Below are 14549 nucleotides of genomic sequence, written 5' to 3' on the forward strand. Positions count from 1 at the left end.
GGAGTCGGCACGTGTCGTGTTTTTCAAGATCGCACTAATAGCTAAAGGAACACCTAAAATTGAGTAATGGAAGCTATTGCCAACCTCCACTTCTCCACAGACAATGGCTAAAAGTAGTAGGCTGTATCTGGAAGGATTTCGGTAGCTAAACATGACCACCGGATACATCCTCATCGCAGCAATTTTAATTCTGGGAGGCGTAATTGCAACCGTGGGCGATCGCATCGGCACACGAGTTGGCAAAGCCCGCCTCTCACTTTTTAACCTTCGTCCGAAAAATACCGCCGTACTAGTAACGATTTTTACTGGCGGTTTGATTTCGGCATCAACCTTAGGAATTTTATTCGCTGCTGACGATAAATTGCGCCAGGGAGTCTTTGAATTAGAGGATATTCAAACAGACCTCAGGCAAAAGCGAGAACAACTAAAAACCGCAGAAAGTCAGAAAAGCCAGGTAGAGAACGAGCTAAATCAAGCAAGAATCGCCCAAGCAAAGGCACAACAAGAGTTGCAAGCAATTAATCAGTCTTTGCAGGCGGTCAATGCCAAGCAAAGGGAAACTCAAGCCCAGCTCAACCGCACTATTCAACAGCAAGCCCAAACTCAAACTCAACTCCAGCGCACTCAAGGGCAGCTAGATCGAGTTGTAACTCAGTATCAAAAAGCCATAGCTGAACTGCAAAGCGTTTACAATCAGCGAAAGGAACTACAGGCAGCAGTTGAACTATTAAAGACAGAACGTCAACGACTGTATGCTGAGGCGAAAAAAGCGATTGACGAAGCCAAAACAGCTATTGAAAAACGCGATCGCGAACTTGCCAACCGCCAAGAAGCCATCGAAGCACGCGATCGCAAAATTGCCCAACTCGACCAGTTAATTCAAAAGCGTAATTTAGAAATTACAGCTAGAGAACAAGTGATTGCCAAACGGGAATCTCGCCTCAAAGAATTAGAAGCGCAACAGGAAGAACTAGAACAGGAAGTTGCTAGGCTGGAAAAATATTATCAGTCCTACCAAGATTTGCGTTTGGGTAAACTAGCCTTAGTTCGGGGTCAAGTTCTGTCTGCTGCTGTGGTTCGCGTTACCCAAGCGGCTGCGGCTCGTCAGGCGGTAGTACAACTTTTAGAACAAGCCAATCGCAACGCTAACTTGGAATTAAGCGAACCTGGTGCAACTTCTCCAAACGTAGAGCTTGTGCGCGTGACTCAAGAGAGAGTCGAGCAATTGAGCAAACAAATTGAGGATGGTCGAGAATATGTAATCCGAATTTTCTCAGCGGGTAATTATGTCAGGGGAGAAAAGCAAATAGAAATTTTTACCGATATAGCCCGCAATGAATTGGTTTTTTCCCAAGGGACGCAGTTAGCTACAACTACTGCTGACCCTACAAACATGACATCTTATCAGTTACAGCAGCGATTAGAAATATTGATTTCTGCTTCTCAATTTCGCGCTCGTAACGCCGGAATTGTTGAAAATGTACAAGTAGACGGCACTTTTCTACGTTTTGTCACCCAATTAAGGCAGTACAATCAACCATTAGAAATTAAAGCGATCGCCGCAGAAGACACTTATACAGCCGGGCCATTGAGAGTGAAATTAGTAGCAGTAGTCAACGGACAAATCATTTTTAGTACTTAAACAAGAAGTCAGGAGTCAGAATTCAGAATTCAGAATTCAGGAGTTAGAACTCAGAATACAATTAATGGGAGATGAGCGCGGAAAGTCACGACTCGGCGGGTTACGCCGTAGACGCCAGGAGGTCAGTTCATAACTTTCCTACACAGACTCGCCACTAGCCACTAATTAATTCTGATTCCTGAATTCACCAGTTCTGAATTCTTTTTTTTTATTACTTATGACTTTCCGTGAATTTTTACCGACACAGCCAGTAATTTTGGGTTTCGATCCAGGTCGAGATAAGTGTGGTTTAGCAGTGATGGGACTGGATCGACAATTATATTATCATCAAGTCGTGTCGGCAAAAGAGGCGATCGCTACCATTGAGACACTGCGTCAGAAATACCCCATCTCCTTAATGGTAATGGGCAACCAAACAACAGCCAACCAGTGGAAACAGCAACTGTATCAAGAATTACCAGAACCGCTAAATATCATTTTAGTAGATGAGCGTTACACAACCTTAGAAGCACGCGATCGCTATTGGCAAATGTATCCGCCCACAGGGTTAATAAAACTATTACCACAGGGTATGCGGCAGCCTCCAAGACCCATAGATGACATTGTTGCCATCCTGCTAATCGAAAGATACTTAAATCGCCTCACGGAATCAGGAGTGAGGGGTGAGGAGTGAACAGTTAGGAGTGAGGAATTAATATCTTCATAACTCCTAACTCGTAACTCCTAACTCCTAACTCCTAACTCCCAATTTCCAATTCCTAACTTCTAAATTTCCGCCCGAATAGTAAAAGCATAGTCTCCTCCAGGCTCTAGTTGATAATCTTGTTTCTCCAAAAATCGACCGAGGGGTTCTTTGATTAAGGCGCGACCTTGGGAGGGCTTGACGGCAAGTTCTCCCCTGCGAAAATGCCACTGGAAATGCCACTCAAACTCACCTGCACTCACTTCACCCTCAAGGAAGCCGTGTTGCCAGGATTGGCGGGTAATTTTGACATGGGCAATGGTTTCTGGCAGACGTTTAGCACTCACAATGCTTTATGTCAAGTGTGGAATAACTAGCCAATTTATGTAGGCTACTTATTTTATTTACCAAACATAGCTTAAATAGACAAACTGACAAAATGGGTATTTGTAATTAAGAGAGTTATATTAATCAGCCGAAAGACTGAAGATAGCGAAGTTAGAGCTATAACTCGGCATATCTAAAAAGCCAACTTGGGATTTCTCAGATTTCAGCTTGAGAGTCAAGCGATCGATTGCTGACAAACAAGCAGATATTGGATAACACTAAGTTATAAATTGAGGCTAATAATATTATTATTGCTTATTTATGTATAGAAAAAAGTCATTATTTTATTGTTCTATCAAAGCGTAAGTCCTAATATCTTACGAACGACTGTATCCTAGAAACAATATATCGGACATTATTTTCATCAGTATATTGTGGATTGATGGGAATTTTCTTGTAAGTTTTTAAGACAATAACAGCGCGATACAGCTTGGAGTATTTATATTGCCTTTCTTCGATATCAAAATACAGGATACTTTCTAGTGGATATTCAATAATATGGTTACCGCGCACACCTTTACGTTCTATCACGACTTTATTGAGACTTTTGTAGAAAGTGCAGTTAGTCACAGGCGATGTTCCAAAAAAAGCAGCGATCGCCATTCCAATCAAGATAAATAAACTTAAAACAAATAGATAATCTCTTTGATTTTGCTGCACTAATAGCGAAGACTGATTAGAATTGATAAAATTATTTATTTTCCCAGCAACTTGCTGATTTTCTTGATAGCTAACCTGTGATAAAAGAGTAAAATCTCCAAATGGAGTTGTAATAACAACCTCAGAAGTGTTGTTTTTAGAAGCTCTCTTGATAATAATGCGTGCTTCTTGAGGGTCAAAAATTTTCAGCTTTTGCATACCTCCGAGCAAATTAAATCGCCTCAAATCACAGTCGATTTGGTTAATTGTAAAGCGGCGATCGCAAGTTAGTTGAATTGAAGCAGAATCAAAAAATAAGCAGTAAATCAAAAAGCTTAAACAAACAATAAAAATGCACCACCCGATGAACCAATACCTAAATGGTCTATGGTTTAGCTGCAATCTAGTACGAGTTTCTTCTATAACTTTCATCGCAGTTTGTCTAGAGTACTTAACTCTTAGATAGAGTATTCCCGTTGTAGCCCTCAAGTTTCAGTAATAAAGAGGATTTTCCATGAATTGCTAAAAAATTTTTGACTAAGTGCTTCATAATTAGGTGAGAAAACTATGACTAAAAGCATGGAAACCAAACAGCTAGGGAAAACTGGTATCTTTGTGAGTGCGATCGGTTTGGGTGGTATGCCGATGTCAATCTATAATCGCCCTCCAGAATCGGAATCAATCCAAGTGATTCATCGTGCTTTAGATTTCGGTATTACATTTATTGACACTGCCGACTCTTATTGCAAAGATGAGTCAGATAAACATCACAACGAGCAGTTAATTCACAAAGCACTTGCTAGTTATCAAGGTGATAGTAGCCAAGTGATTGTCGCAACTAAAGGCGGCTTAATGCGTCCGGATGGTAATTGGACGCGCAACGGTAACCCAGAACACTTGCGCCAAACAATTAAAGTCAGCTTTGAGGCTTTGGGCGGCGCTAAACCCATTGATGTTTGGCAATACCATTCCCCGGATAATAATTACACCATTGAAGAATCTCTTGCACCAGTCAAAGAAGCTGTAGAAGCAGGTTTAATTCGGTTTGTCGGAGTTTCTAACTTTTCCGTTGAACAAATTAAGCGGGCGCAGGATGTGGTGGATATTGTCTCAGTCCAGAATCAATACAGCCCTTGGGAACGACAGCCAGAAATTGATGGCGTGTTAGAGTATTGCCAAGACCAAGGATTGACTTTTTTACCCTGGAGTCCTTTTGGTGGTAGGCGTCGTCATCAAAACTTAGAAGATATTCCAGCGATCGCTCAGTTGGCTAAAGAAAAAGGTGTGTCAGTGTACAATATCGTTCTGGCGTGGTTGCGTTCTAAATCGCCTGCTATTTTGCCAATTCCTGGGGCTAGCAAAATTTCTAGTATTGAAGACTCAGCACAAGCTATCAATGTGAAACTATCTGATGAAGAAGTGCGAAAAATCGATCGCGCAACTTAATCATTATTTGAAAATTGAGAATTCAGGACTCAGAAGTCAGAATTTATATTGGTTTGACATGATTATCGACGAAAGGAGATAAATTCAGAGTTTGATTTTTTTGACCTTCTGACTCCTGAATTATCATCATTATTCCAGATCGAGACACTTGCTAAATACTATATCAACCCGGTTTCTTAAAAAAACTGGGTTTTTTATCAAGTAGGCTATCCCTCGAATTAAACTTGGCATGGCACTATTATCCAAGTAATTAAATTAAAACCTATGCAGCCAAGTTTCGTAATCAATAGGTTAAAGCAGATGATGAAAGTGTTTGCTGTTTTGCTAGTATTTTCGCCGTTTTACTTGCAAAATCTAGTAGACGCACAGCCACAGGAAAATACTAAACTTCTACCATTTTTTGATAATGTAAATAACCCGGTTCCTGTTGGTTTCCCCGCAGGACAACAACTAGATATCACACCACCGCCACCGCAGCTAAATTCTTTTGACCAAGCTGTATTAAAAATTTGTGGTCCTATTGGTACGAGAGTGAGTGCTAATAGTTTTAAACAATTGTTATCTTCTTATCCAGATGTTTTGCAGAAAGTTCAGCAAGCTAGCGGCGGCGAACTGCTTCCTGGACGTAGGAAGAAAGCACAATTTTTAGAAGATTTAACTAATATTTGGTTCCAGCGCCGGGGGTTTGAACATATATTTTGTGGTGAAATATATAACGCAAATGATATTGGTGGTTTACATTTTTACGGCAGGTATTTACAGCTACAAAATCAGGGCATAGGAGGACGACTATCATATAATCAACGGCGAGAAGAAGTTGTTCCTGGGGTGATTTATACAATGGGTGTAGTAATTAAGCAGAAAAATCGTACAGTCAGAGATGTTATTAAAGGTTACGGCTATCTCAGCAATGCTGAAGAAATACTTTTAGATACTACTAAAATATTTAAACTTCAAGGAAACAATGAAGGAGCGTGTATTTATAATGTACGCGATCGCGAAACTGGTAAATCCTTTCCTACTGTCTTTGTAAGAGAAGAAAAAGCGATCGTTACCTATTATACTGATGCTACTCCTTTTGGTGCAAAATGTAAAATTTGAACTGGGTATTGGGGACTAGAAACTGAGATAAACTTCGATCAATATAATAATATAGTCAAAGGCATGTTCCCCCATATTGTTAAAATCACGAAATATCCTGTATAAAGCACATATAAATAAAAGATGATAATAGAAACAAACCGCTTGCTAATGCGTGAGTTTGTAGAGACAGATTGGCAAGCGATCTTTGCTTATCAATCCAATCCTTTATACTTGCTTTACTCGGACTGGACGCATCGTATACAAAACGATGTTTATGAGTTTGTCCAGATGTTTATTAATCAGCAAAAAGAGGAACCGCGAACAGAGTTTCAGTTAGCTGTTGTTCTTAAAGAAGAAAATCGGCTGATTGGCAATTGTGGTATTCGTGTCAACGACTCTGAACTGCGAGAAGCAAACATTGGCTATGAACTAAACCCTCAGTATTGGGGACAAGGTTATGCAACAGAAGCAGCACAGACAATTTTAAAGTTTGGTTTTGAAGAATTAAAAATGCATCGTATCTGGTCATGGTGTGTTGCAGAAAATGTCGCCTCTTTTAGAGTTTTAGAAAAAATTGGTATGCGTCGTGAAGGCCATCTACGAGAAAAAGAGTTAATTAAAGGTAGATGGTATGACAATTTTATTTACGCTATTCTTGAAAACGAGTGGAAATCACAGCCTATCGATTTATATGCTAGTTTTTAATTGATTGAAACACATATTTTCACTGTTTATTTTTCGATTTATTCATCGCATATTCAGCGTAAGTTAAAATATTTAAAATGGGTTAGCAGAACGAATTCATACTGCAATTTTGCTTGAGGAACCTTTGGCGAGTAAATTGATTAGTGTTGTGCGCCCTATGAAATAATAAATTTAATGAAATTATTTTCTAAAATTTATACGTTAAAATTAATGCAACAATCAAATAGTATTATCACATTTCGCCAGAAGCGATCGCATCTAATTTTTTGGCATCAACTATTGTAATCTTCCCACCCCGACCGTAAGTAATTACTGACTTGAGGCTTTTAATTAACCGCACACATTCTTCGTAAGTAATGCCACTAGTCCGAGCCATGCGGTAATAAGGTAATCTAACTTTTAAACACTCTCCTTGTGGAGTTAAATCAGTTCCCGATTCACCAGCAAAATATTGAATTAATCTCGCAAGCCTAACAATAGCTCTCTCCGAAACTAATCCGTGGACTGTTTCATGTAATTGCTGAATCCGACTATTAAAAACCATCAGCATTCGTAATGCAATTTCGGGATTTTCCTGAATAGCTTTTAATAAAGCGTCTCGCTCTACAGTCAGAATTTCACAATCAGATTCAGCAGTTACAGTTGCCGGAGAAATGCCATTTCCTAATAAAGCAGGAGCCGCAAAAATTTCTCCAGCAGCTAGGACGCGGAAAATAGTTTCTTTTCCCGTTGTTGCTGTTTTGCTAACTTTAATTAATCCACTGACAACAGCATACAGTTTTGCAGGTAAGCGATCGCCTTCATGCAGAACAATCTCTCCTTTACCATAGCGTTGCACCTGGGTGTAAGGTTGCAAAGCTACTGTGTCTGCTGTTTCTAAACCAGCAAACACAGTAATTTTTGAAAGCTGTTCCAAGGATGCCTGCATAATTAGGCTGAGATTGCAAAGGCTGGACGATGCCCAATCCAAGGTTTAGCCGCTTCTATTTGTGCCGCTAGGCTGATAAGTGTGGCCTCAGCTGCCGGTTTGCCAATTAACTGTACGCTGATGGGTAAACCCTTACTATCAAATCCTACAGGAATGGCGATCGCTGGTTGTCCAGTTGCATTTGCAGGCGGACAAGGTGCAACCCACTGAACAATATTTTGGAATGTCTCTTCTGGACTCAGATTTGCCCATTCTCCCACACGGATGGGTGAATGCAAATAAACTGGCAGTACCAGCACATCCACATTATCGAAAAACGCCACAATTTGCCGTGCCACTACCTGCATTTGGGCAACTCCTTGCAGGTACTGAGCTACGGAACCCGTGCGGGCAAATAGCCAGCGATTTAAGGGCTGCAAAGCTTCAACAGGAAGCCCTGACGCTGCTACCCCAGCTTGCCAGACAATTTGAAATGGTTCGATTAAACCGCTGAAATCTGGAGATTTCTGTTCGACTTGATGGCCGAGTTGTTCTAACAGCTTGACTGTTTCTCGGACACCTTGCTGACAGTTAGCGTCAGCTTCTCCCAAAGGAAAAATGCTCGTGTCAAAGGCTATTCGCAAAGCGCCAGGTTTTGTTTGGCTGGCGGCGAGAAATGATGTTTCGGGATCTGGTAGCCAATAGGGATCGCCTGTGACATAGCCAGATATGGCATCTAAAAGCCCAGCAGCATCAGCCACAGTCCGTGCTATTGGCCCGTTGGTGGCAATTCCGGCGAGACGTTCGCCCACGGGTGCTTTACTCACCCTACCCCGTGATGGTTTGAGTCCTACCAAACCACAACAAGCCGCAGGCCCCCGAATCGAACCACCGCCATCAGAACCTTGGGCGACGGCACATAATCCTGCTGCTACCGCCGCCGCCGCACCACCACTAGAACCGCCAGGAGTGTATTCCAAATTCCACGGATTTCTTGCTGGGGGAAAACCCGTAGGTTCGCTGTAAGGTAATGAACCTAATTCGGAAGTAGCTGTTTTACCGAGAATAATAAAACCAGCTTGCCGAATTTTAGTTACGACTACATCGTCATAGCTAGCAATATTGTTGATTAATGCCGGATTTCCATAGGTACAAGTAACACCAGCTACAGCATTCAGGTCTTTAATGGAAATCGGCACACCAAAAAATGGCGGTAGTTCTGAGGTAGTTGTTAGTAATTCTGTTTTAGCTTTGGCATCTGCGATCGCCGTTTCTGCTGTGACTCTAAAATAACTTCCTAATTGGGGATTCAACTGTCCAATGCGTTCTAAATATATTTCTACCAACTCTAGCGGTGATACTTCCCGGCGACGGATTAATTGGGCTAACTCTAGTGCTGGGGTAAATGCTAAATCAACTTCATTCATACGTTAGTGAATAGGTAGTTTCGTCTTTATTTTGGGATTTTTAAACTGAAATTGATACTTTAGTAGGATTTCTGGGAACTATATATTCTATAAGTTCCTGAAATTTGTCATTCATTTAGGACGTTCAGAGGCAATAGACATGGTTATGTTCTTACTCCAGTCATTTTAATTGTTTCGCATATATTTTCGACAAATCCCTAAGGGGTATTTATGGCTAACCTCGAATTACTTGTTAGTGAATTGCCAAAATTGATTCAAAGTTTGAAGCTAACTATTGGCGATTCTCATGAGATCGTGGAACAAATTATCCTGATTAATAATGCTCAGGAAGAACTCAGAAATATTCAAAAAATAATTATTCAGGAATTAAAATTTGGTAATATCAATAATTCCGCGATCGCCACACTTACTCGAACTAATATAGTAGCCAGTTTGTTTATACCTCATATTGGATTAGTAGATCCAGTCCTAGCAGCAAAATTTGGTAATAGGGAAAGTAAACTTTCATTAATTGATTTAGGTAAAAAAATTGATACCTGGATTGAATGGGGCTATTTCTTGCAGGCTTTAGCCGCCGATATTCTCAGCGACGTTCAATTGGTAAACCAACTCAACTCTGACAGTCAGCATGTCAGCTTACCCTCGAAATTTAAAGCGATTGCTGAAAACTTAAAAAATAATTTAGTCTTTAATAACTCTAAAAAATTAGAGTATCAACTTCAAAAAATCAGTAATTCTCAAAAAGAATTATTACAGTTGCAACAAAAATTAAATTATATTTTTAATACTATAAAAACCAGTCATAGCTTACTAACTATTTTGTTAGGAGTATCTGCTTTTTGTGGAAAATCTGGATTTACCTTAGAGTGGTTAGATGACGATCATGAATTAATTATATCGAGTGATGGTAAAACTCAAGAGCTAACAGGTATATTGAATGATTGTGATGTTTTTCAAGAACAGATTGCTAGTTTAATTATTGAAGGTGACACTTTAAGAGAGGAGGCAGAAAAAGCTATAAAAAAGATAGAACAGCAAAGTACTAAAAAATTAATTGTTAGTAACAAATTAGAAAATACAATAAAAATTCCCACGCCAAAAATAGCAATTTCAGCTTTGTTTCTAGCTTCAGCCTTATTATTATTAGGTTTTTGTGGTCGGCAAACCCAAAACCAAAATCCCCAATTAGAAACTCAAAACTTAACTCCAGAACAAAGAGCGATCGCTAATTTTAAATCTGCTCAAAAACTCGGTATGGAAGCTGCATCTCTAGCTCAAAATCCTCCACATTCTTTGCAAGTGTGGCAACAAGCAGAAACTAAATGGGATCGAGCAATAAAGTTATTAAATAGCATTCCCCCTCAAACATCAGTTTCTGACCGAGCAAAGAATAAATTAACCCATTACCAGACTAACTATAACGCTATCAGTAAAATAGTCTTAACTGAAAAAATAGCAGTTCACAACTTAGAATCAGCGCAAAAGCTAGCAATAGAAGCTACCTTCTTTGTACAAAATTCGCCTCATTCACCGATAACTCGCCAGCAAGCAAAAGAAAAATTGAAGCAAGCTATTAATTTATTAGAAGCTATTCCAGAAAATAGTTCTGTTTCTCCACAAGCTAAAGAAACCCTGCCTATTTATAAAACGAACTATGCTGCTATTAGGTCGAGATAATCCAAAACTAATACAATTTTAGATTTTGCAGAAACTCTCTAAGTTAGAAATGGCTTAACTGTTGGCTTCCTCACCAGCCTAGAACTAAAGTTCTTTTGCTTATACCTAAAGTCTACTGAAGTAGACTAAAAACTTTTAATAAAATTGAGTCATCTTGAGATGACTTTTGCTATCAGCAAGGAACTTCAGTTCCTTGCGGAACATCGGTTTTACGTTAAGTTGACACCGATGAATAACTGTTAACTCCTCACTATACAGTCAACAGTCAGCATAATTTCCCTGTTGCCTGTTCCCTTAGCCCTGTTTCCTCTGAATACAGTGATTCTACTAAATTTAATATTTTATTTATATTCTCTAGGAGTTTCCGTAGCGATCGCCCAAATACTCACAAATCAAGCTTTTTTGATTACTAACTTACCTTTTTCGTCTAATTTTATACATTGAAAATGATCTTTATAATACTTTTCTCATCAAATAAAAACTATATATTTTGCACATCTAGCACAGTAGGAAACGCCGAGGGGGAGACTGGGTTAAAGGTACAAGGTAAAAGCTACAAAGTAATTAAGGTTAAGTACCCTTCTTCATTTTTGCCCGCTTTCTATCCTTGTGGCGCAAGCGTTTTCCCTGTTCCATCTCGGCGTTTTAATTTTTCCTTCATCCGTTGCAGCAAGCTCACAACAGCTGCGACGGATTTTTGCTTTTTTTAGTTTCTGCTATCTAATTCCCAGAAGAATCCAAGAATTTATTTCTTACTTCACAGGAAGCATGAGACCCGCTATCCTTCAGTAAACATATCGCGTTCTAGCCAAACGCGATATTTGTAATTTGTTCAACTTTGGTTTTTGTAAACCTTGTTGGTATTTAAGTAAATAACCTTGATTCAACACTTTGTCAAGACCTTTGTAACACTACTTTATTAAAAATAATAAGGGCATGAGAATTTTAGGCTATAGGGCAAACAGGGCATGGGGAAAGGGGTAAGCGGAAAGATTAAATTTATGCCTTTTCCCTTTTCCCTTTTCCCTTTAACCTTTTCCCCTGCCCCCTGCCCCCTGCCCTTATTCCTGCGCCCCAGCTTTTTGCAAACTCCGGACAATATTCTGATAACCATTAAATTCTGCAATCATCAAAGCTGTGTAACCGCCTCGATTTTTCAAATTCAAATCTGCCCCAGCTTGGATTAATAACTGCACAATCTGTCCATGGCCTGCTGAAGCAGCCCACATCAATGCTGTTGCTTTGGCTGAATCTTGAAAATTTACATCTGCGCCCTTTGCTAAGAGCATTTTTATTACCTCTATGTGCTGGCGTTCAGTTGCTTTAATCAAAGCACTTTTGCCATCATCTGCTGGAATATTGGCATCAGCGCCATACTCAAGCAATACTTTCACCGTTTGGGTGTGCCCTTGTGATGCAGCCAGCGTCAAAGGTAGTTCGCCGAGGTTTTTTCCATTAATATCTCCGCCAGAACGCAGCAGTGCTTCCACAATTTCGCTGTGTCCCTGCAAGGCTGCTACTAGCAATGGCGTATCACCAAGGTGGTTTTTAATTTGGACATCCGCACCTTTGTTAAGTAACACTTCCACCACATCAACGTAACCTTCCACAGCGGCAAGGTGTAAGGCTGTTTCACCATCTTGGTCTTGGAAATTAATTTCGGCACCTCGATCTAGTAAAGCAGATGCGATCGCACCATATCCCGCCGCCGCCGCCGCTGATAACGCAGTTCCACCATCGGCGTTTTTCGCCTTCACATCAGCCCCCGCTGCCAACAGCGCTCGGACAATCTCCAGATGTCCCAAATCTGCCGCTAACATTAACGGTGTCTCACCCTCCTCATCTGGGACATTGACATCTACATTAGTTTGGAGAATTGCTTTTATAACTTCTACCTGCCCGTGCCTAATTGCCAACTTCAAAGCCGTATCATCATCTTTATCGGCGATGTCCACCCCTGCACCAGCAGCTAACAAAACTCGTACTACATCCACATGACCTTTAACTACTGCTGCCATTAAAGCTGTGCTGCCATCTTCATTAGTGGCGTTGACATCCGCGCCTCTAGATACTAAAAGTTGCACAATGTCAAGTTGTTTGGCGCTAGCTGCTAACATTAAAGCCGTCAAACCATAAAGTTTTCTTTTGATATTGATATTTGCCCCAGCATCCAGGAGCGATCGCACAATTTCCGTGTAACCCAAATTAGCAGCAAACATTAAAGCCGTAGTGCCTTGGCGATCGCACGCATCCACCTTCGCACCAGCAGCTAGTAGCGCACGCAGCCCCTTAATATCCCCACTTTTAGCAGCTTTCAGCAGCAAAGTATCGTTGTTTTCAATCATCGATAAAATCCCACACAGGGAAGTTTGATTCATCTACCCTCAAAATTCAGCTTAAGCCAAAACAAGCCCAAGCGATTGCCTGGACTTGATGTTGAATCCTAAATTTTGAATTGTGACTTCTTATTTAATTTGTGCAACTTTAAGCACAGAAAATAGAGTTATGCTAATTTTTATGAAGATTTAATACTTGGGCGAGGGCACGATGAGTCTGGAACTTTCTCCGTCGGTGAAATATTGGCTGAACTTCTTTCATCCGCTGATGATGTGGGCGCTATTAGTAGTCTCGATTTATGCTGCCTATTTGGGGTTACAAGTACAGCGTACCAGAAATGCTCAGGGGGAAGAAAAGAAAGAACTGATTAAAGGTAGATATAACGTCAGACATTATCAAATCGGGTCTATACTCCTAGCTTTCATGGTGGCAGGTGCAATTGGAGGGATGGCTGTCACTTACATCAATAATGGCAAGTTGTTTGTAGGGCCTCACCTGTTAGCAGGTTTGGGTATGACGGGTCTGATTGCATTTTCCGCGGCTTTGTCTCCCTACATGCAAAAAGGAGCAAATTGGGCGCGTGCAACTCACATTCTCTTAAATTTCACGCTTTTAGGGCTTTTTGTTTGGCAAGCTGTTAGTGGGGTACAAATTGTCCAAAAAATTCTGACTCAAGCATAGTTAATTAGTCATTTGTCCTTTGTCATTAGTTTATGGCAAGGGACAAACAACTGTTGACTAGCAATTTTAGACTTTTTGGATTTGTTTCACACACGAGGGTTGAAACAAATCCAAAATTTAACTTGTGCTTCGAGCGCACCAAAGGTGCAACCCAAAATCCAACAATCATTTGATTCACCGCTTTTTCTTGGAATTAACAGGAAAGGGTATTTGCAAAGATTGATGAAAATCTTCTTGGACTTTGCGAGTTAAGCGGCGGGAGACTTGGCGGACGATTTGATTGAGTAAGCGATCGCCTGTAGATTGAATTAAAGACTTGGGTAATCGCTGAATAAACTTGGGAAAGTGTATGTAAACTACTAAATCCAACTCCCATTCAACTTTGGTCACCTCGGCAATATCAGTATAAACACCACTTACCGCGTTTTCTGATAACCTCAGTGATGCGCGGTAATCCACGTCATAACCAGGCGGTTGGTAATCAGGGATGGGAATTGTGCGGATGCGGTAAATACCTTCGTCTGGAGGTAATAATTCCAAACCAATTTTTGGTTCTACTTCATAACCAAAGGAACCAAAACGACCAATTACTAGAGCATAGCCATTTTCCCCCAACGGTTGCACCTTCATTGGTTCAGCGCAGCGCGAAAACCACGAACTGTGAGAATTAAGATACTCACCAACCTTGACTGCTGGAGCAAACATTTCCATACAGTCTTGATAGCGACCATAAAATTTTGTGAGGGTCGCTACATTTGTTTCTGTTAATGTCTCGTTTGCTTCTTCTTGGCTGGATGCTACTGGTAAAACTGTTTCTGTTATTTCCAAGGATTGGTATTCGCCGTCTCTTAAAAGCATAAATACATGACTGTATACTTTGGCGTTTGTCTATATTAATAATTCCCTGCCGACTTGGGTAGTTTCGCACAAATATCC

General features: G+C 40.5%; 13 protein-coding genes. 7 read left to right on the forward strand and 6 right to left on the reverse strand.

Going from position 1 to position 14549, the window contains the following annotated elements:
• Positions 1-151: 151 nt before the first annotated feature.
• Both NSTC745_RS01015 and NSTC745_RS01020 read left to right on the forward strand, forming a co-directional pair.
• Positions 152-1642: a DUF3084 domain-containing protein gene (locus tag NSTC745_RS01015; protein WP_445635512.1), complete on the forward strand. Its 1491-nt coding sequence runs from the start codon at positions 152-154 to the stop codon at positions 1640-1642.
• Between the two features lie 217 nt (positions 1643-1859).
• On the forward strand, positions 1860-2315 hold the full coding sequence (locus NSTC745_RS01020; RefSeq protein WP_096537002.1) for a pre-16S rRNA-processing nuclease YqgF: 456 nt from the start codon (positions 1860-1862) through the stop codon (positions 2313-2315).
• Between the two features lie 92 nt (positions 2316-2407).
• Here the strand turns inward: NSTC745_RS01020 and NSTC745_RS01025 are convergent, their stop codons facing one another.
• Complete coding sequence (locus NSTC745_RS01025; protein ID WP_096537001.1) at positions 2408-2671, reverse strand: DUF3146 family protein; 264 nt, start codon at positions 2669-2671, stop codon at positions 2408-2410.
• A gap of 349 nt (positions 2672-3020) precedes the next feature.
• A complete protein-coding gene (locus tag NSTC745_RS01030; RefSeq protein ID WP_445635513.1) occupies positions 3021-3782 on the reverse strand; it encodes a hypothetical protein in 762 nt (253 codons plus the stop codon).
• A 147-nt stretch (positions 3783-3929) separates the two neighbouring features.
• Here NSTC745_RS01030 and NSTC745_RS01035 point away from each other — a divergent pair, with 147 nt between their 5' ends.
• The 3 genes from NSTC745_RS01035 to NSTC745_RS01045 all read left to right on the forward strand — a co-directional run bounded on the left by NSTC745_RS01035 (position 3930) and on the right by NSTC745_RS01045 (position 6584).
• Complete coding sequence (locus tag NSTC745_RS01035; protein ID WP_445638500.1) at positions 3930-4796, forward strand: aldo/keto reductase; 867 nt, start codon at positions 3930-3932, stop codon at positions 4794-4796.
• Positions 4797-5096: 300 nt separating this feature from the next.
• A complete protein-coding gene (locus NSTC745_RS01040; protein WP_445638501.1) occupies positions 5097-5897 on the forward strand; it encodes an EndoU domain-containing protein in 801 nt (266 codons plus the stop codon).
• A gap of 123 nt (positions 5898-6020) precedes the next feature.
• Positions 6021-6584 (forward strand): GNAT family N-acetyltransferase, encoded by a 564-nt coding sequence (locus NSTC745_RS01045; RefSeq protein ID WP_445635514.1) that lies wholly within the window; start codon positions 6021-6023, stop codon positions 6582-6584.
• 232 nt (positions 6585-6816) lie between these two features.
• Here NSTC745_RS01045 and NSTC745_RS01050 read toward each other — a convergent pair whose 3' ends face one another.
• Positions 6817-7512 (reverse strand): Crp/Fnr family transcriptional regulator, encoded by a 696-nt coding sequence (locus NSTC745_RS01050; protein WP_445635515.1) that lies wholly within the window; start codon positions 7510-7512, stop codon positions 6817-6819.
• Between the two features lie 2 nt (positions 7513-7514).
• Positions 7515-8918, reverse strand: coding sequence for an amidase (locus tag NSTC745_RS01055; RefSeq protein ID WP_445635516.1), 1404 nt, complete (start codon positions 8916-8918; stop codon positions 7515-7517).
• A gap of 210 nt (positions 8919-9128) precedes the next feature.
• Between NSTC745_RS01055 and NSTC745_RS01060 the strand changes: the two genes are divergently transcribed.
• The gene (locus NSTC745_RS01060) at positions 9129-10595 is read left to right on the forward strand and encodes a hypothetical protein (RefSeq protein ID WP_445635517.1); all 1467 of its coding nucleotides are present in this window, start codon (positions 9129-9131) and stop codon (positions 10593-10595) included.
• A gap of 1061 nt (positions 10596-11656) precedes the next feature.
• Here NSTC745_RS01060 and NSTC745_RS01065 read toward each other — a convergent pair.
• Complete coding sequence (locus tag NSTC745_RS01065) at positions 11657-12940, reverse strand: ankyrin repeat domain-containing protein (protein ID WP_445635518.1); 1284 nt, start codon at positions 12938-12940, stop codon at positions 11657-11659.
• Positions 12941-13142: 202 nt separating this feature from the next.
• Here NSTC745_RS01065 and NSTC745_RS01070 point away from each other — a divergent pair, with 202 nt between their 5' ends.
• A complete protein-coding gene (locus NSTC745_RS01070; protein WP_445635519.1) occupies positions 13143-13613 on the forward strand; it encodes a DUF4079 domain-containing protein in 471 nt (156 codons plus the stop codon).
• Positions 13614-13787: 174 nt separating this feature from the next.
• Here NSTC745_RS01070 and NSTC745_RS01075 read toward each other — a convergent pair whose 3' ends face one another.
• Complete coding sequence (locus NSTC745_RS01075) at positions 13788-14471, reverse strand: DUF1997 domain-containing protein (RefSeq protein ID WP_445635520.1); 684 nt, start codon at positions 14469-14471, stop codon at positions 13788-13790.
• Between the last annotated feature and the right edge of the window lie 78 nt (positions 14472-14549).

It is taken from the genome of Nostoc sp. DSM 114161, assembly GCF_052692665.1.

Excerpts from the sequence above, each read along its gene's own strand:
- NSTC745_RS01060 (WP_445635517.1), top strand. The coding sequence starts at position 9,129 with ATGGCTAACCTCGAATTACTTGTTAGTGAATTGCCAAAATTGATTCAA.
- NSTC745_RS01035 (WP_445638500.1), top strand. The coding sequence starts at position 3,930 with ATGGAAACCAAACAGCTAGGGAAAACTGGTATCTTTGTGAGTGCGATC.
- NSTC745_RS01040 (WP_445638501.1), top strand. The coding sequence starts at position 5,097 with ATGATGAAAGTGTTTGCTGTTTTGCTAGTATTTTCGCCGTTTTACTTG.
- NSTC745_RS01070 (WP_445635519.1), top strand. The coding sequence starts at position 13,143 with ATGAGTCTGGAACTTTCTCCGTCGGTGAAATATTGGCTGAACTTCTTT.
- NSTC745_RS01065 (WP_445635518.1), bottom strand. The coding sequence starts at position 12,940 with ATGATTGAAAACAACGATACTTTGCTGCTGAAAGCTGCTAAAAGTGGG.
- NSTC745_RS01075 (WP_445635520.1), bottom strand. The coding sequence starts at position 14,471 with ATGCTTTTAAGAGACGGCGAATACCAATCCTTGGAAATAACAGAAACA.
- NSTC745_RS01045 (WP_445635514.1), top strand. The coding sequence starts at position 6,021 with ATGATAATAGAAACAAACCGCTTGCTAATGCGTGAGTTTGTAGAGACA.
- NSTC745_RS01015 (WP_445635512.1), top strand. The coding sequence starts at position 152 with ATGACCACCGGATACATCCTCATCGCAGCAATTTTAATTCTGGGAGGC.
- NSTC745_RS01030 (WP_445635513.1), bottom strand. The coding sequence starts at position 3,782 with ATGAAAGTTATAGAAGAAACTCGTACTAGATTGCAGCTAAACCATAGA.
- NSTC745_RS01055 (WP_445635516.1), bottom strand. The coding sequence starts at position 8,918 with ATGAATGAAGTTGATTTAGCATTTACCCCAGCACTAGAGTTAGCCCAA.
- NSTC745_RS01050 (WP_445635515.1), bottom strand. The coding sequence starts at position 7,512 with ATGCAGGCATCCTTGGAACAGCTTTCAAAAATTACTGTGTTTGCTGGT.
- NSTC745_RS01020 (WP_096537002.1), top strand. The coding sequence starts at position 1,860 with ATGACTTTCCGTGAATTTTTACCGACACAGCCAGTAATTTTGGGTTTC.